Origin of the sequence: Lederbergia galactosidilytica (genome assembly GCF_017873565.1) — a bacterium.
In the GTDB taxonomy this organism is placed as follows: domain Bacteria; phylum Bacillota; class Bacilli; order Bacillales; family Bacillaceae_C; genus Lederbergia; species Lederbergia galactosidilytica.
On sequence record NZ_JAGGKH010000004.1, the window covers coordinates 57,317 to 75,116 of the forward strand.

The following is a 17,800-nucleotide window of genomic DNA, read 5'->3' on the forward strand; positions in this document are numbered from 1 at the left end:
CATTTTTACCGTGGCCTGCACGACAGAATGCTGCGAATTTAGCCTTTGATTCTTCCCTTTTGAACATCCCCAGTTAGTCTACAATTGTTTTAATTAATGCTTCATATTCAGTAAATGAGCGCTTATATAACTGATTTTTGTCTACTTTTCCACTCATATGGATAAAAACTTGAGATAAAAATTCTGGGAAAATTTCAAACAAAAACTCTTGATCTATATCGATAAAATCGTCTCCATGGATCGTACCCGTAAAGCCGCTATGGCCAATTTGAATACAAGGGATCATAAAGGATAGATCCCCAATATCTCCACCTGCACTAATAGCATTATTATCAAGAAGAACATCTATCTTTTCATTCTTCTCAAATGCTTCTCTAACAAACTCAGAGAGATAACGGTATTGTTTAAAAGGAAGGTACCCCATCTGTGTTTGAATATTAACTTCCCCTTGGAGAGCCATAGCACTGCCCTTTGCCGCATCATCTAGCTTGACAGCTGCTTCCTTGATATATTCAACAGACTGAGCCCGCAAATCGGTTCCAACAACCATTCGATTAGGGATGACGTTTGTCGACATATCAGAATCCATGACAATCGGATTAATTCGAACCATTTCTCGTTCATTCATTTGCTGCCTTGCCAAGCCAACCGCAACATTAAAAAGGGTGGACATGCTATAGGCGTTTTTGGAAGAGAAAGGGTCAAAGCCAGCATGGGTCGCCTTTCCTTTAAACTCATAATATTTATAAAGGAAACCAGCTAATGCAGTATTAATATCAATTGTTCTCTTATCAAATTCTCCACCAATAGCATGAACACAAACCGCGCAATCAATATCATCAAACACACCGAGTCGCATCGCTTCCGGTTTCCCGCCATAATAAGCTATAGTTCCATTTTTCAAAAGCTCATCCCGATACCGAAGGTCCAAATATTCTTCCGCCGGCACAAAAATAAACACAAGTTCATAATCAAAAGTTTCATAGACTTTTGACTGATATAGATACTTATAAAGAGCTAATGCAATCGCTACTTGTGTATAATGACCACAGTTGTGAGCAGCCCCTGTTTCTGGATCCGCGTTTCGATGGGTCGGCGCATAGACGGCATCCAATTCAGCTATAAACGCAATTTTCAGCTTCTTTCCGCCCCCTAGACTTGTGCGAAAACCCGTTGTACTGAATTCATTCAATTGTAAATCAGGATTAACGTTTTTCAAAAAGTTCACGATTGTTCCCTTTGTCTTGAATTCTTTATAACCTAATTCAGGGTTATTGAATATTTTTTCTGCTATTTTCTTAATTTCATCATACTGTGTATTAAACATCTAGATGACCTCCTTAAAAGACTCCTTCATCATACACCAAAAACACGAATAAATAAATAAAAACACGAGATATCATTCGCCTTTAATTAAGTTTTTTCACATTAACTCAATATTTTACCTTTACAATGTTCGATTAAGTTATTTTATCTAAAGAAGATAAACAAAAATTATCTTGCGATAGATTTTCAGTCCACTTGCTCCTCTAGGATTTCATCGCTAACTTAGACCCTCAGCCTTTTCAACGATCAATAATTTCTTTTTTCCCCTGCAAGCATCTCTATATTCCCTTTGCTTGATCACTTATCAATTCATATTTCCACACACTACTTCAGCATCATTAGAAGTTAGTTGTGGCTCACTTCCAAATGAAGTATTACCTGTTGATCCATTATTTGCACTCGTATATTTGTTATACCAACCGATCTAGCTTCTATTTGACCATATAAGTCAACCTCTGCTATCTCACCATGATCTGAAATCCATTTTTTGGGAATAGCTGAGTACTTCCCTAAATTCGTCCCTGTTCCTTCAGGCGACAACATCAATTGCGGTCTTACCTTTTCCCCAACACGCAAATGCAATCTTCCATTTTTCACTCTTTCATGAATCAAATAGATAGATTGTCTATAAGGAATAAATTGATATTCCATTGTTGCATCCTGATGAATTATGAGAAGTCCTTGTCCTAGAATATTGCCCTTTTCAGGTCCAACATACCCCTTTGCTGCGCTGTTCCCTGTAATAATATAATCTATTCCAGCTAGTTCCCATTGCCGCAGAACATGAAGATGTCCAAATAGAACCTTAATAGCAACAGATGGGTGCTTCTCCTTATAACATTTTAAAATTCGCTCCAATTCCCTAGCATCTTTTTGCTCCATCTGATGAGCAGTTCCGAAATCATCTCTTGTTGGAACATGGGTTATAATGACTACATTCTTATTTTGCTGTTCGGCCAATATCCTTTGTAAGTAATGAAATTGTGTTGAATCCGAAGCTGTGATGCTTTGGTCAATAGCCGAATTTAAAAATACAAACATAGTTTCTCCATTCACAAAATGATACGTTGGAGAACCGAACATTCCCCTATACAAATTTAAATCACCTTGGAATGCTTCATGGTTACCGGGAGTCATGAAAATAGGAATCTTCCTCCCCATGTTTGAAAAAATGATCGGTAATTTCTCATATTCCGCTTGCAATGCCTGATCTACCATATCGCCCATTTGGATAATAAAATCAGGTTTTCTTCTCGCACTTAACTGAAAAGCTCTCATTCCACAGTCAAAAGAATGAGTGTCAGGGATAATCAGAATTTCCTGTTTCCCTATAGGTTCAGGCAAGGCTTGAATCTGAAACTTTCTTAGTTGCGCTATTTGATTACCCGCATAATCCTTTGCAGTTATTTCCAGTATATGTGTACCATTTTCCAATTTCCGTATAGGCAACGCATAACCCCAGCCAGTGTCCGCATCAAAGTAAACTTCTAATCCCTCTTCATTTAGTAAGACTTCAATAGTACCTGGGTCCACCCCCGACTTTTGATCACTTAAGTGAAAAGTAATCCGTGGCGTTTGTGTTCTTTCCACTACCGTTTCTACTGGCGTAATCTGTGAAAGAAGGGGAGGATCTAGGTCAGGACTCAAATCAATCCGATAGGTTTGATTTACACAGGGAATAGAGAGGTTCCCAGCATGGTCCCTTGCTTCTGCATAAACATGATAATAACCTGCCTTTAACCTTTGGAAGGAATATGTAATTTCTTGATTTTCCGAATCATATGTAAAATCTACCTGTTTATTATTCACTTTTACTTTAATTGAGTGTGGGTCTACTCCTGTTTGCATATCGACTACTTTCGTTGAAAAAATAAAATGGTTTCTGTAAATCACGGGTGTTACCGGTTGAATATTGCGAAATTCAGGTCCACTAAGATCTTCTAAATCTTCATAAACGAAACGAAGATGATCCAAATAAAAACAACCTGTATAATCCCGATTACCTTGGAGTTCTTTGTTTTGCTCTACTGCATAGATTTGTTCAAGTCGTAAAGGTAAGACCCAGTTTGGATCAATAGGTGTATCAATGTATTTCCAGCCTCGCCAATTTATATTTCCACTCGTTAGGTTTACCCATTTTCGCTCTCCATGCCCATCTAGCAATGTCGCACGTAACCACGGCGAATGTCCATCCCCATACACCCATAATCCTAATTTTTCCGGCATTCTTTCCGTGATAAAGTCCTCTTTAAAACGAATATACATTGCTCCATTTCCTGATTTCCAACCACCGAAATGGTAAAAAAGCTTTAAACTAAATTGGCCAAATTTAGCCTGTTCCTTACTTAAGGATAGATCATAGCTCGAGACAAATTGATGGTTCGTTAAATAACGGGATTGATCTCTATGTTCGAAGTCATCCAGTATTTTTTCCTTTTCATCCAACTGTATCTCACTCCATTTTACAAAAAGATTTAGCACAAAAATTAAATCATTACAGTATTTTCCAGAAAATACAACTACTAAGATTAGTTCAAATTTTAACATATTCTTTATTGTTATTTTTCAAACTGGAATAATATTTCAAGAGCCAACTTATGAACAACACGAATAAAAATAGATATCTAAGTAAAAATAATGCCAAAGGAGTTGAGAATATGGACCATTTAAAGGCGATTACCATTAAATTTTTGGCTAGCCTAGCCCTCCTATATATGATTTTAGGGATGTTATATGGAATGTCTTTCGGCAATGTGTTTCTCATTACCTTAACACTGGGAGTAGTATCTTATCTTATTGGGGATTTGTTCATTTTGCGTAGAACAAATAACAGTATTGCAACTGCAGCTGATTTCGGTCTATCCTTGTTTGTCATATGGATCATGAGTATGGCCCTCACCACTGGTGACAATTTATTCATGATGTCTCTCATAGCAGCTGTAGGCATTACCATCTTTGAATACTTTTTCCATAAACTAATGGCTACTGAAGTAATGGGGAATGATGAAACGGATAAAGATTTTTCTCCAAGAACTATGCAATATCAAACAGAGGCCGCGGAAGAGCTTAATGACTTAGATGAAGATGACCGCGATAGTGAAAAAAGGCAATAACATGATGGAGGCTGGGACCATAACTAAAAGGTTTAACTCTAAGGACGAACAATACAAAACCTTAGGTGAAAACATTTTTATCCCAGCCTCAATGATTTAGGCGTTTATTTCTTCTGGTTGCGGATAAGCTCCTTCTTCATCATGTGTTTCTCTCCCCGAGCAAGGCGGATTAAAGACACATACCATTCTCATATCAGTTTTTGCCCGTAAATTATGTTTTTCATGACCATCCAGCGCATACATTGTTCCCGCTGTAATTTGATATGTTTTTCCGTTTGTTACATCTTCTATTTCCCCTTCACCTTCTATACAATAAACAGCTTCCTGATGATATTTATACCAAAAAGTTGATTCTGTGCCAGCACGGATAATTGTGTCATGAAGAGAAAAGCCCATTCCATCTTTTTTTAATAAAAATCGTCTACTTTCCCAATTTACATCATCAATATGATCTTCCGTATTTTTAATGCTCTCTAAAGATTTAACTATCATATTCCTTATTCCTCCTATTTTTGTATACACATTTTAATACTATCTTCAATGATCGCTAACCCTGTATCTAATGCATTATGTGTAATTGTCAGGGGAGGCATAATTTTAAAAACCTCACTATCTGGTCCGGCCGTTTCCATGATTAGCCCTCTTTCAAAGGCTTGTTCACAAATTTTTTCTGCTAAACCCTCTTCCTTGCAAGCAATCCCACGCATTAATCCGCGTCCACGAGTTTCCCCTTGTAATTGCGGATATTCTCTTACTAGTTGATCTAAGAATTCTCCTACTTTTAGGCCTTTTTCCTCCACTTCCCCACTGAGGTTATCATCCTTCCAATATTCCAATGCCTCTGTTGCTGTAATAAAAGCGAGGTTATGACCACGAAATGTGCCATTATGTTCACCTGGATCCCATACATCGTACTCTGGCTTTAATAAAGTGATCGCCATGGGTATCCCATATCCACTAATGGACTTAGACATACAAACAATATCTGGCTCAATCCCAGCCGGCTCAAAACTGAAAAATGTTCCTGTTCTCCCACAACCAGCCTGCACATCATCAATAATCAACAGAATTTCCCAGCGATTACAAATATCCGCCAATCGTTTTAACCATGCTTCTTCTGCAACATTAATTCCGCCTTCCCCTTGGACAGTTTCAACGATAATCCCAGCAGGAAGCGCTACACCACTTCCATTATCCTCTAGAAAGCGCTCTAAATAATCGAGTGTATCTACATTTGTTCCTAAAAATTTGTCAAAGGGCATTGAAACACTATTTTGCAAGGGAACCCCTGCTCCATGTCGTTTAAAGGAGTTTCCAGTAATGGATAAAGATCCTAGAGTCATACCGTGAAAGGCATTCGTAAAACTAATAATGGAGTCCCGCCCAGTTACTTTCCTTGCTAGCTTCAAAGCACTTTCTACCGTATTAGTACCAGTAGGTCCTGGAAACATCACTTTATAGTTAAGATTGCGTGGCTCAAGAATCACTTCATGAAATTTAGTTAAAAAGTTGGCTTTTGCTTTTGTTCCCATATCTAAGCTATGGCTAATCCCATCTTCCGCAATATAACGTAAGAGTTGTTCCTTTAACAATGGTGGATTATGACCGTAATTCAACGCCCCAGCTCCTGCAAAAAAGTCAATGTACTCCTTCCCATCCTGATCCCATAAGGAATGACCTTTCGACTTCTCAAACGTAACAGGGAAACTCCGAATATAACTGCGCACTTCAGATTCTAATTCCTCAAATACCTTTAATGTTGAATCCAATTCTTTAATAGTTGACATTGGCACACAACCTTTCATATTTTTCCTATTTGTTTAATTGGTTTTAGAGACGCACTGTTCTACTACTTTACTTAAAATGGACCAATCTGATATTGTTGCTCAGCTTCATGTCCGGGTTCCGGAAAGAGATCCGCTGAGAAATAATTTGTAACCTGAACAGAACAATTTAAATCTCGAGCTAAGCCTTTAAATAATGACTGTGAAGCATAATTGGATGGAGCTATTGTCGTCTGCAAATAGTGAATGTTTTCACATGCTTTTCGACCTAACAACTCTTGCAAGAGTTTTTTACCCAATCCTTTTCCACGAATAGACGCATCAACAGCAATCTGCCAAACAAAAAGAGTATCAACAGACTGAGGAGATCGGAAAGCGGACACGAAGCCGATGATTCGCTGATTTTGGACAGCGACTACACAAGTATCCGGAAAAATGTCACACAGTAAGAGATAAGTATAAGCGGAATTAAGGTCCAATATTTTGGTATCCTTTATAAGTTTCCAGATTTCAGAACCGTCTTCCTTTTGGGGTTTTCGGAAGAAAATTGTGGCACTTTTATCCAATTCTGTTTGTGGTATGGTCATACTTTTATGTTTTTCCTCCCTTCTGAACAACTTCCCTTTTTCTTTGGCTAAGGAGAAAACATTACCCTAGAGGAATTCTCCCTATATATAGCAGAAGAATGAACATAAATTTAAAAATTGTTCAGCTCCCATCACCTTATGTTAAAAGGGATATCGCTTTATATTTTTCCATCCTTAACTTTGAGATTTCTCTCTTGATGGTTTTAGTAAGAACATGTTTAATCATAACGATAAAGAAGAAAGGTCTCAACCGCCATATAAAGCGGTTACCATAGCTCAGTGCGGATCAACAAGCGTGAGGAGAGGTTATTCACGAGACATTGCTAAATCCTCTTATTCCCTCGTATCTCCTCCAATTGTCAGAATTCACCTAACAAGTGAGTTATTATGTTTTACTTTATATAAACAAACTAAACTATCTAGGTGAGATGGAACTTCTCCCTGTTTAAAATAAGTAGAACTGAAACTGCGAGATACTGTCAGTAGCTGAAGTAGCGGGCCTTTTCAACTTCCTCAAAAAAATTATCCATGAGAAAATGCTTTCAGCCCAAACATGGAAAAGTATGAAGCAGGTTCCCTTGTAAATAAGGCGGTGTGAGCGAAGCCACTTAGTTTCATGACTGTGGTGGACATTTCAGCATTTTCGCTGATTATGTGAGGAATAGACAGACTTCCCATAACGTAGCTCCGCCCCTTTTTCACCGAAAAAGGACTTCCCTTTCATTCACAAAGGAAGCCCTAATAAAATCATTATGATTTGATTCTTGAATTGTGGATTTCTGGGTCAATTCTTTGAATAAATTCCTCTGCTGCACTGTAACCTTGCTGCATTAAATACCAATTATTTGCAGCAGCCTCGATTAAACCTGCGACATCTCGCCCAGGTTGTAATTGGATTTCTACGTGCGGAACACGGACGCCCATATATTCCTTAAACTTATGATCAACCTCAAGCTCGTTATTTAAAGCACTGCCGTTCCACTTTGTTAATTCTATATCTAAGGAAATTCTCGTTTCCTCTTGGAAGGCTCTTCTACCATATAAACGAACAACATTCAATAAACCAATACTACGTAACGCTAAAAATTCTCGATTCGTTTCATTATGGGTACCTAGTAAAGTCTGCGGGCTTAGCTTTTTCAGCACCACAATATCATCAGCAATTAAACGATGTCCTCTTCCAATCAACGTATGAGCCGTTTCACTTTTTCCAACTCCGGATTTACCGCGCAGTAAAATCCCCATTCCCGAAACATTGAGACAAACACCATGAATCGCAATTTCTTCTGCTAGCGTTTTCGTTAAAAAGCTATCAATCTTGGCAACGAACTCTGATGCAGTCTCAGAGGTACGTAACAAAGGAATGCTTTCTTGGTCACAAAAGCGCTTTAAATATTTTAAACCTCCCAATTGATCTGTCACAATAAAACAAGGAGGATGATATTTCACTACATTCCCAATCCGTAACTTTCTTTCCTCTTGTGTCAAGCTGTGTAAATAGGTTACTTCTTTCTCACTTAAAATTTGCACTTGCTCCATCGGGAAAAAGTCAAAAAACCCGATAAACTCCAAGCCTGGACAATGTGTTTTCGACTTTGTAACAGGCCGCCGCAAATGACTCGATCCCGCTAAAACTTCTAACGAAAATTTTTGAACCAATTGTTCAACCGCTATTGATTCCACCTTAAATGACACTCTCCGTCCCTTTACTTCCCCCTACATGAGGTTGAATATTATTACCCATAATAACATGAAACCGCTCTATATAATGTGACTATGCTGTGTCAATTGGAATAACAGGATGTTGGTCGTATGTATAAGGATCAGATCGATGAACATAAAACACACGGCTAAAGGCGTTACATCCTGCGGCAACGCCTTTATGACCAACATCCTGTGAGCCTAAAAGAAATCCGGAAAATAAGTGTTTTGAGTTGGAATTATGCTCTCTAACTGATCAAGTTCATCAGGATTCCCTTGTATAGCTTCTACTTCTGCTAACTCTTTTACTGTTTTATACCCGAGCATAAGGGCAGATAGTTGATTAATTGTTAATCTTATTACCTTTTCTGCTTCACTCTCAATCTTGCGTACTCCCTTTCCAGATAACTCAAAAACGCCATCATTCCATGGGGCAATCGGATCTTTTACTCGCAATCTTATTGGAGTGTACACTTCAGTAGACCAAGAAAATTGCTGTAAATAACACTCAACATCCACAATCCGCGCCATAAAATATGGAAATACTTCCATTTGCACGCGTGGATTTTTCATAATATAAGGTAATGGCTCAGAAAGAGAAGTCGATATTTCTACCTTTTCTATCATGGAATCATGTTGTCCAATAAACGCCCATAATCCCTTTCTTGCTTCATGGCTAGTCGGCATAAATTCAGCTACCCTCATTTTGCTTTCCTTAACAGAATACAACAAATATCCTTCAGGTTTTTCATCAGCGGAATAGTAAATAGCTGGGATCCATGATTGCAGCCGATCATGCCACCATGTTTGTTCACGAACGAGCATTCCGGAATACGCTTGTGTATACGTTTCATAAATCCTTTGCAGATCTGGATGATAAGTCCCTTTCTCGAGTCGTACGATCTTACCATCACTTTCCGGAATTGAGAAATCACCTTTCAATATTGTCATAGTACGAGTATCCGAGAAAATCTCCCAACCAAATTTCCGATAAAAATCAATTGAAAAAGGATGGAGATAGGATAATAACTGCCCCTTATCTCTCATCACTTTTAAAGCAGTTGTCATCAATCCTCTAATATGGCCATTTCTGCGATATTCAGGATAAGAGGACACACTCGCAATTCCTCCCATAGGGACGTATTTACCTTGTTGATAGACTTCGAAAGGGAGGATATGTAATTTAGAGACCAAGTTTCCTTCATTAAAAATACCAAGGATATGCTGCTTCTCCATCTTTTTCTTTTGCTTCTCCAATTCTTCTTTCGAAAGTTCGTATTGAAATGCATACATTGATAATTTAGCAGCTTCCCCAAAATGCTCAGTTGTTAATTTTACAATATCCATCTATGATCTCCCCCTATTTGTTATGTATGGATAAGTGCGATGCTCTACCAAACGCCTTTCTAATATATATGTTGTAAACTTCAACGATCAAAAAGTAGATAAATCCCAGTAAAAAGTAAAATAAGATAGGTAAATATTTGAAAATAGCGTTGATTGATCCAACGGTAAATAATTTGTCCTAAAAACAGACCTATGAATACTAACGGTAAAGCCCAGATACTTGAAATCCAAACCGTTTGATTGGTACCAACGAATAGCACTTGAATAAATAAACTTATGGAATATATAAAAAGATAAAAGGCTAAGGTTGTCCCCCTTAACTTTTCCTTTTCTGTATCAGTTCCTGAAAAGTAAAGTAAAAGAGGTGGGCCTGGCATCCCAATACTAGTCGTTAAAGTCCCGGACAAGCCACCTACTAAAAAATCTCTAGGCTTTGTTTGGGCCAGTCGGAACTTCAAGATTAAAAGTAAAGTTAACAATAAAATAATCGCGCTTACTCCCAACTTCAAACGAGGAATATCGACAAATAAAAATATAAGCAATCCTATAGGCAGTCCCGCGACACTACCAGTCACAAACCTTTTTAAAATTTGAAAGTCTATATCCTTACGAATCTTTCTTATTAGTGCACAAGAAATCATAAGCGATAAAATTAAATTAATTTGAATGGCCTCCATAGGGGTAAAAAGCAACAATAAAAATGGCGTTGCCAATATTGAAAAGCCAAATCCCGTACTTGTTTGTAAAATAGAGGCAAATAAAATAATGATTACAAATAAGAAAATATCCAAAAAACCACCTAATTCTTTATCCGATTGCTCCTATTTTAGCATAGTAAGAAACGGGGTTAAACGAATATCCAGAAACTTTTTTAAATTAAGTCAGAAGGCAAAAAAGTCAATGAATCAGGGGACAGTTTCTCTCAATGAGTGAGGCGATTTGCTGAAGGATATACGTGCCTTTTATATACAGGAAGAGCGTGTTGGTAGATTCATCTCATAACATCCTGTCATCCTATTTCAAATTCCATACTTAATGGCAGAACTGAATATGCATTCTAATCCCCCATCTCTCTTTCAGACTCTTATAGAGAAGAACTACTACTAGTGGAAAGAGAAGATAACCCCTTGATAGAATCAAAATTCAGAAAGGGCTTCTCCCTCCACTAGCATTCAATAATTGACTGTAAGTCTATTCAATTCCTGCTTTATTAAAGACCTTTTCAAACGCCATTCTCGATCTTTCAGCTAAATACTCATTTGTTTCATTTGGCTCCTCAAGTGTTAAAATTTCTTGAGAAACTACACCAGTATAGTTAATTTCTTTTAGAGCACGAAGAAATCCACTTAGATCGATTACCCCTTCACCAGGATAGACACGATCATTGTCAAGCGCCTTTTCAGGGACATCCTTTGTATCGTTAATATGAACATAAGCGATTTGATGTGCCTTTAACGAAGTTATATCTTCGATCGTCCCTCCGCTTGTATACCAATGCAGACTGTCTAGCAATATCCCTACATTATCTTCGCCAATGATCTCTAACCAATCCATAGTGGCTCCGATATTCCAAATAAAAGGATTTGCCCATTTCTCTCGTAAATGATGGGGGCCAACAAACTCCAAAGCTAGGTTTATATCATAGCTTTTTAATAGAGGGGCACATGTTCTAATACGTTTAGTAAGCGCCATCAAATGCTCGATAGTATTACGATCAGTTGAAGGCATGAAGTAGGTAAAGAAGGTATGGCAATCAAATTGTGCAGCTGTCTGCGCATCAGCCACCAGAAGCTCTAATCCGTCTTTAAATTCAGCATCTGATTGCCTCCACTCAACCGGAAAGGCCATCGAGCCAATTTGAATACCTTTCTCTTCCAAAAGAGCTTTTGCTCCCTTTAATCCTCGATCAGCAATAAATTTTCTTAATTCAGTTCCATTTGTATCAATTGAGTTGAATCCATATTCAGAAGCAAGGTGAATTAATTCTTCAACGTTTTTTACTTTACTTAGACCAGCTTCACTTAATCCTTTAATCAAAATAATACCTCCTATTAGTTATGCTCTTTTTTACATAGTCCTCTTTCCTTAAATTGAGTTATTTTCAAAAAGCGTTTTCATTAACAGTGTAACAAAATTAGTAAAACTGTCAATTAATTTTATTTTTTATATCGTATAAAAGAGGACCAAGACTAAGGATCTGCCATCTTATTTAATAAAACCCAAATTTTATTTTGAATTATCTGTTGACATTTTTCACTTTTTCCTATTAACTTGTAATTGAGTTATTTCTGAAAACGTTTTTAGAAATATCTAGAATAAGTCTGTTCTAGTTCATATTTTCATATAAATCTATTTTCAGTAAAGTAAGCGTTTTAGGAAAACTATCAAAAAGTAAAACTCATAAACTTATAAGGAGGGGTCTGATTTGATAATTTCCATTATTCAGTAACCTGACAGAATGATCATTTATACTAAGCACATTGAAGATATTATCAGCAAAGAGTGACGTTCCCTCTTTGACATAACAAACCAACAACAGGTGATCAATCCTATGATCGAATTAAATGCATGTGGGTAGCAAGTGAAAGTGGAAAATTTCAGAGTATCATAATGTTAGCAGGATACAAACAAAACAAGTAAAGTCAGAGAGTGGGAGATGAATTTGACTGCAATGAAACTAGAAAAATTAACTTTAAAAGAGAAAATTAGTTATGGATATGGTGATCTGGCCTCCAACTTTGTATGGGGAATGGCAACAAGCTATTTATTATTTTTTTATACTGATATTTTTGGTATATCTGCTGCTGCTGTAGGAACCTTATTTCTAATCACACGAATTTGGGATGCGGTCAACGATCCGCTAATGGGAATTCTTGTCGATAGAACTAGGACGAAACACGGGAAAGCACGACCTTATTTATTATATTTAGCCGTTCCCTTTGGAATTATCAGTGTTTTAACATTTATAACACCAAATTTTTCAGACACAGGGAAATTGATCTATGCTTACGTCACTTATACATTACTAGGGATGATTTATACAGGGATAAATTTGCCATATGGAACACTAATGACCATGATGACAAGAGATTCAAATGAAAAAGGACAATTAGGTAGTTTTCGTTCTGCTGGTAGATCCATAGGCGGCATCATCGTCGCAGCTGTAACACTTCCATTAGCTAGTTTCCTTGGAAATGGCAACCAACAAATTGGCTTTCCACTTGTGATGACGATCTATTCTATCATTGGAGTCGCTTTATTCTTACTAACTTTTAAAAATTGCAAGGAAAAAATTGCACAGCCATTCCAAAAAGGTTCTGCCCCTAAGATAGGGAAATCATTAAAGGCCATGTTCAAAAACCAACCTTGGGTGATTGTTGCACTGAATGCATTATTGTGGTTTACACGTTTAGGCGTGATGAATGCGATTACAATTTACTATGTAAATTATGTTGTGGGAAAACCAGCTTTAGTGCCTGTCTTCTTAACCTTATTAAATGTTGCCAACTTAGTAGGGGCAATGATAGCACCGTTTTTATTAAAGCGTTTAGGAAGTAGGAATGCTAGTATCACTCTGTACTCAATTGTTGTTGTCTTATTAGTTTTAATGTATTTTGTTGAGGGATACTCTACTTTCCTTTTTGGTACATTATTTTTCCTTATAAATGTACTCATTGGATTTGGTGAACCTGCCAACCTAACGATGTTAGGTGATAGTATTGACTATCAAGAATGGAAATTTAAACATCGAGTAGAAGGATTACTTTATTCATCCTATAGCTTTGCAACTAAATTCGGAGTTGCAATTGGATCTGCCTTTGTAGCATATGCATTAGGATGGGCAGGTTATGATCCTACCGCATTAACAGATCAAGCGATCAGTATGATTAAAATTTTAATGATCGTTGCACCAATCGCGATTACAGTAGTGGAAATTTTCGTCTTGTATTTCTATAAATTGGATAAGACACATGCTCAAATTACGAAAGAGATTGCCGAACGCAGTGCATAAGTGAATGCCCCCTTAACACCCTTTCGAGTTGTTTGAAAAAGGGGCTTCCTGTTTCATGAACCATTGCATACTGGGGTTGTGCCTATATGTTTACACAGTCTCCACAGACATAGAGTATACTGTTCGGACACAACCTTGCCCTACAGTTATGACTATTGAAGTTTAGCAAATATACTGACCTTTCATTAATAAAAGAGAGAAGGATCTTTATCTCCTCTGAATAAGATCCTTCCCTTCTTTCTTACTATAGTCGATAAATTAGAAACCGCTCATTCTTATTCTCTTCATACAAGCCAACTACTTGTATTTCCCGGTAAATTTCGAATGGTGTATGTGTCTCCAAAAACTCAAGATAATCAACTGATGGATAATATAGAATTAGCTCAACAGGACGTGGGTTCTGCTTTATCGATAGGAGAATTTGCCCAACAACTTTTTTAAATATATGCACAGCAAATGGGTTAAAAAAGTAAAAACGATTATCCTGTAGTTGCACCTCATAGGTTTCTGCTGGACAGCATTTAAATTGAATAGAATCAGGTTTCCCACCATTTTTCTCTCGATAACGTAGTAAATTAGCCTCCGCTTCCTCACATCGTTTCTTACTCACTTCTATTCCTGTCCCAGATAATCCAAAACGGTAATGGAGATAAAATAAGAGACGGCCTTTGCCACAACCATAGTCAACTATTCGCTCCTCACTCGTCCATTCATATTGATGAAAAAGTGTATCAAGCGCCTGATATGGTGTCGCCTCATATGGATGATATTGAGCTAAACGGAGAGACCAATCTTGCGTACCTGTCGTCTCAATACCTAGCAGGCGATCGTATTCTTGTTCATTCAATCTCAAAACCCCTCACTTACTTTTCGCGAAATATTCGTTATCAAAACCACTGTATAGAGCATCCAAACAGCTGTATTACCATACTCTTCATCATAACGAATGATCCTTCGGCTCACCCATTTCTAACTTCTTAACCTAGAGTTGCTGAACTTCGGAACCTCATTGGGCTTCATGGTGAATGAAGTAACCTAAGTCTGAATGGCGAAGCTTACAAGACGAATAGGCATTTCACATAATTCTTGAGATAAACATTGTCGCAATGCCAAAATAAATAAGCAACGAAAGAATATCATTAATTGTCGTAATTAACGGACCTGAGGCAACAGCGGGATCAGCTTTACACTTATAAAGAATAAGCGGAATAATCGTACCAGCAAGTGTTCCGATAATCAGAGTAGCCAACAACGAAATACCGACGACAAATCCGAGCATGAAGCTTCCTCTCCACACATACGCAACAATGGCAATAATGATGGCACAAGTGAGACCAATAATGATGCCGACCAATAACTCTCTCCATAAAAGTTTCGTAGCTTTTTTCAGATCCAGTTTTTCAGAGACAAGTCCACGGACGACCACTGCCAATGATTGTGTACCCGTATTTCCAGTCATCCCTGCAATCATCGGCATAAAGAAAGCAAGAGCTACCACTTTTTCTAATGTTTCTTCAAAACTTTCAATGATCCCACCAGAAATCAGTCCAATAAATAATAATAAAATAAGCCATGGGAGCCTTTTACCAGCTGCTACGAGCGGATGGGTATGAAAATCAATTTCCTTGCCAGATGCTGTAAGCTTCCCGATATCTTCATCTGCCTCCTGATGAATAACATCAATAATATCTTCTACATGAATAATCCCCATCAATTGTTTCCACTTATTAACAACGGGAATTGAAACAAGATCTTTATCTCGGAAAACTTTGGCTGCTTCTTCTTGGTCCAAATCTGCTGGAAAATAAACAAGATTCTTTTTCATAATATCCGCAAGCCCCTCCGTATCGCTTGCCGCTAATAATTCACGTACCGATAATACACCTGTTAACTGTTGATCGGTATCAACCATATAGACATAATGAATATTTCTTTTCCCTTGTACTTGTTCTCTTAAATGAAGAATAGCTTGCTCTACTGTACATGATTCCTGCAAAGCAACATATCCTTGTTTCATTAATGTTCCTGTTGTTTCATGTTCATAAATATTGTGATTCATGATGAGTACCTCCTTCTAAAGATGATCACCCCAAGGTGAGGGGATATTGGTTTTAACTTTTAGCCATAAACTACCTTCTGGGGGGTCCGCCATCCCCATCACCTCCTTTCATCTTAGACACGAAATCCTCACAGATCTTTTTTACCATAAAGCCTAATACCTGAACCAATTTCATAATAGAGATTATTAGCAATAAATCCGAACGACGTTGATTTCCGCTTCAGGTGGACGCTTTCCGGGGGGCGTGCGGTGAGCTTCCTCGTCGCTATATGCTCCTGCGGGATCTCACCTGTCACGCTAATCCCCCGAAGTCGCCACCTTCCGCTCCAATCAACTATGTTAAGGAAATACATGGACTAACAATTCAATCTCCCTTAGCAATAACGTTCGTGTATTGATCATTAATAAGCAATGATGAAATTAATTCACTTTTAAAAAAATAAAAAACATCCCTCTCTACAAAGAAGGATGTTCAACATTTGGGCCTACATAATGCCATTTACTCAAGTATTACCGCAGAATACGCGGATTAACTGAGTTTATTTCGTAGTGAATAAACCTCCTTCGCAGAGCTTTAGCACTATGTGGCATAGGATTGTTATCCAGCTACATTAAAAACCACCTTAAGTCGATGGTTCCTGTTGACCCATTGGAGTCTTTCGACATTTCTGGGCAGCAGCGTCTCTCCACATAGGAGCCTCACCTAGCGAGGATTCCGTATAAAATTATCTATAACTAGTCTAGTAGCCATAAGCAAGATTGTCAAACCTTATAGAATATCGTACAGATCACAAGCAGATTTGTTCATAAATCGAATCATCGAGTACTGATTAAGGAAAAGGCCGCATCATACAGCTTTATTGTTTCTGCAAAACGTGCATTTAATGAATCAGTTCCCATCACAACAGAAATAAGTCTTGTTCCATCTCGTTCCACTGTTCCAATAAAACAATAACCTGCTTCATCTGTAAAACCTGTTTTCAACCCATCGACTCCTCCATATTCAAGACTAGAGCCAACTCCAGGAAGCATCAGATTTGTATTTCCATACGTATTTTCACCAAACATCAATATTGGTTTCTCTGCTGTTTCTAGAATTTCAGGATATTTAATAAGCAAACGCTGGGCTAAACGAGCAAGATCTTGTGCAGACATTTGATTGTCCTCATTCGTTCCTCCCGTTGAACGGTATTTCCCTAAATCACGATTATTTAGTCCGGAACTGTTCACAAATTGGCTTTGATCCAAACCTAACTGGCCAGCCCTTTCATTCATAAGTTTTACGAATGCTCCTTCACTTCCTGCTACTGTTTCAGCCAGGGCGATTGCTGCATCATTCGCAGAATGGATAGCCATCGCTTCAAATAATTCATGCACTGTATAGGTTTGTCCTTGCTGCAAAGAAACCGCCGCTAAACCTGGGCTATTGGCAATCATTTGTACATACTCACTTGGGGTAACAGCTTGATCCCAACTTATTTCCTGACTTTCAATCGCTTCTAGGACAAGTAGCTCAGTCATAATTTTCGACATACTTGCTGGCGGCAAGGCTTGATCCTTATTTTTCTCATACAACACATGCCCTGTATTAGCATCAAGCAAAATAACAGATTTCGCTTGAATCGATAGTTCCGGTAGAGTAATCCTCTCTGGTAGAGTTTTCTCTAAATTGCTTCTTTCTACGGCTGAAAAGGGGGTCGAGATTCTCTCTTTCGCTGAGCCATCATGCTGAAAGAATAGAAACCCAATTCCCCCAATTATTAATACACCTATCCATATCGAAAATCGCTTCATTTATATTCTCCTTGCTACGGTAAATCCTATTTTTATAGAAAAATAGTCTATCTAAACATTCCTTTATATTACCATCT

14 protein-coding genes and 1 riboswitch are annotated in these 17,800 nt (G+C 37.8%); of the genes, 2 read left to right on the top strand and 12 right to left on the bottom strand.

What is annotated here, in order from left to right; all coding sequences use genetic code 11:
* Window positions 1-73: 73 nt before the first annotated feature.
* Window positions 74-1,327 carry a M20/M25/M40 family metallo-hydrolase gene (locus tag J2Z23_RS05340; RefSeq protein WP_057981812.1) on the bottom strand — a complete coding sequence of 418 codons (1,254 nt, stop codon included), beginning with the start codon at window positions 1,325-1,327 and terminating at the stop codon, window positions 74-76.
* 344 nt (window positions 1,328-1,671) lie between these two features.
* Window positions 1,672-3,873 carry a metallophosphoesterase gene (locus J2Z23_RS05345; RefSeq protein WP_083492298.1) on the bottom strand — a complete coding sequence of 734 codons (2,202 nt, stop codon included), beginning with the start codon at window positions 3,871-3,873 and terminating at the stop codon, window positions 1,672-1,674.
* 110 nt (window positions 3,874-3,983) lie between these two features.
* Here J2Z23_RS05345 and J2Z23_RS05350 point away from each other — a divergent pair, with 110 nt between their 5' ends.
* Window positions 3,984-4,439 carry a YndM family protein gene (locus J2Z23_RS05350; RefSeq protein ID WP_057981810.1) on the top strand — a complete coding sequence of 152 codons (456 nt, stop codon included), beginning with the start codon at window positions 3,984-3,986 and terminating at the stop codon, window positions 4,437-4,439.
* A 96-nt stretch (window positions 4,440-4,535) separates the two neighbouring features.
* Here J2Z23_RS05350 and J2Z23_RS05355 read toward each other — a convergent pair whose 3' ends face one another.
* From J2Z23_RS05355 to J2Z23_RS05385, 7 genes are all read right to left on the bottom strand, one after another.
* Entirely contained in the window at window positions 4,536-4,931 is a 396-nt protein-coding gene (locus J2Z23_RS05355; RefSeq protein WP_057981809.1) for an ectoine synthase, read from the bottom strand.
* A 14-nt stretch (window positions 4,932-4,945) separates the two neighbouring features.
* Window positions 4,946-6,226, bottom strand: coding sequence for a diaminobutyrate--2-oxoglutarate transaminase (gene ectB / locus J2Z23_RS05360; protein WP_057981808.1), 1,281 nt, complete (start codon window positions 6,224-6,226; stop codon window positions 4,946-4,948).
* Between the two features lie 71 nt (window positions 6,227-6,297).
* A complete protein-coding gene (ectA, locus tag J2Z23_RS05365) occupies window positions 6,298-6,810 on the bottom strand; it encodes a diaminobutyrate acetyltransferase (protein ID WP_057981807.1) in 513 nt (170 codons plus the stop codon).
* A gap of 750 nt (window positions 6,811-7,560) precedes the next feature.
* Window positions 7,561-8,493, bottom strand: a complete 933-nt coding sequence (gene hprK, locus J2Z23_RS05370) for an HPr(Ser) kinase/phosphatase (RefSeq protein ID WP_064468888.1) — start codon at window positions 8,491-8,493, stop codon at window positions 7,561-7,563.
* Window positions 8,494-8,712: 219 nt separating this feature from the next.
* On the bottom strand, window positions 8,713-9,858 hold the full coding sequence (locus J2Z23_RS05375; RefSeq protein WP_209973407.1) for a GNAT family N-acetyltransferase: 1,146 nt from the start codon (window positions 9,856-9,858) through the stop codon (window positions 8,713-8,715).
* Between the two features lie 80 nt (window positions 9,859-9,938).
* Window positions 9,939-10,649, bottom strand: a complete 711-nt coding sequence (locus J2Z23_RS05380) for a sulfite exporter TauE/SafE family protein (RefSeq protein ID WP_057981805.1) — start codon at window positions 10,647-10,649, stop codon at window positions 9,939-9,941.
* 400 nt (window positions 10,650-11,049) lie between these two features.
* Window positions 11,050-11,895: a sugar phosphate isomerase/epimerase family protein gene (locus tag J2Z23_RS05385; protein ID WP_209973409.1), complete on the bottom strand. Its 846-nt coding sequence runs from the start codon at window positions 11,893-11,895 to the stop codon at window positions 11,050-11,052.
* Window positions 11,896-12,529: 634 nt separating this feature from the next.
* Here J2Z23_RS05385 and J2Z23_RS05390 point away from each other — a divergent pair.
* Window positions 12,530-13,870, top strand: a complete 1,341-nt coding sequence (locus tag J2Z23_RS05390; RefSeq protein ID WP_057981876.1) for a glycoside-pentoside-hexuronide (GPH):cation symporter — start codon at window positions 12,530-12,532, stop codon at window positions 13,868-13,870.
* Between the two features lie 244 nt (window positions 13,871-14,114).
* On the opposite strand, the gene J2Z23_RS05395 is transcribed toward J2Z23_RS05390, so the two are convergent.
* From J2Z23_RS05395 to J2Z23_RS05405, 3 genes are all read right to left on the bottom strand, one after another.
* Complete coding sequence (locus J2Z23_RS05395) at window positions 14,115-14,717, bottom strand: class I SAM-dependent methyltransferase (protein WP_064468769.1); 603 nt, start codon at window positions 14,715-14,717, stop codon at window positions 14,115-14,117.
* Window positions 14,718-14,945: 228 nt separating this feature from the next.
* Window positions 14,946-15,929, bottom strand: coding sequence for a magnesium transporter (gene mgtE, locus J2Z23_RS05400; protein ID WP_064468768.1), 984 nt, complete (start codon window positions 15,927-15,929; stop codon window positions 14,946-14,948).
* Between the two features lie 552 nt (window positions 15,930-16,481).
* A riboswitch (M-box (ykoK) riboswitch) is annotated at window positions 16,482-16,647 on the bottom strand.
* 98 nt (window positions 16,648-16,745) lie between these two features.
* The gene (locus tag J2Z23_RS05405; protein ID WP_057981801.1) at window positions 16,746-17,723 is read right to left on the bottom strand and encodes a D-alanyl-D-alanine carboxypeptidase family protein; all 978 of its coding nucleotides are present in this window, start codon (window positions 17,721-17,723) and stop codon (window positions 16,746-16,748) included.
* Window positions 17,724-17,800 lie beyond the last annotated feature (77 nt).

Excerpts from the sequence above, each read along its gene's own strand:
- J2Z23_RS05340 (WP_057981812.1), bottom strand. The coding sequence starts at position 1,327 with ATGTTTAATACACAGTATGATGAAATTAAGAAAATAGCAGAAAAAATA.
- J2Z23_RS05345 (WP_083492298.1), bottom strand. The coding sequence starts at position 3,873 with ATGTTAAAATTTGAACTAATCTTAGTAGTTGTATTTTCTGGAAAATAC.
- J2Z23_RS05350 (WP_057981810.1), top strand. The coding sequence starts at position 3,984 with ATGGACCATTTAAAGGCGATTACCATTAAATTTTTGGCTAGCCTAGCC.
- J2Z23_RS05355 (WP_057981809.1), bottom strand. The coding sequence starts at position 4,931 with ATGATAGTTAAATCTTTAGAGAGCATTAAAAATACGGAAGATCATATT.
- ectB (WP_057981808.1), bottom strand. The coding sequence starts at position 6,226 with ATGTCAACTATTAAAGAATTGGATTCAACATTAAAGGTATTTGAGGAA.
- ectA (WP_057981807.1), bottom strand. The coding sequence starts at position 6,810 with ATGACCATACCACAAACAGAATTGGATAAAAGTGCCACAATTTTCTTC.
- J2Z23_RS05375 (WP_209973407.1), bottom strand. The coding sequence starts at position 9,858 with ATGGATATTGTAAAATTAACAACTGAGCATTTTGGGGAAGCTGCTAAA.
- J2Z23_RS05390 (WP_057981876.1), top strand. The coding sequence starts at position 12,530 with ATGAAACTAGAAAAATTAACTTTAAAAGAGAAAATTAGTTATGGATAT.
- mgtE (WP_064468768.1), bottom strand. The coding sequence starts at position 15,929 with ATGAATCACAATATTTATGAACATGAAACAACAGGAACATTAATGAAA.
- J2Z23_RS05405 (WP_057981801.1), bottom strand. The coding sequence starts at position 17,723 with ATGAAGCGATTTTCGATATGGATAGGTGTATTAATAATTGGGGGAATT.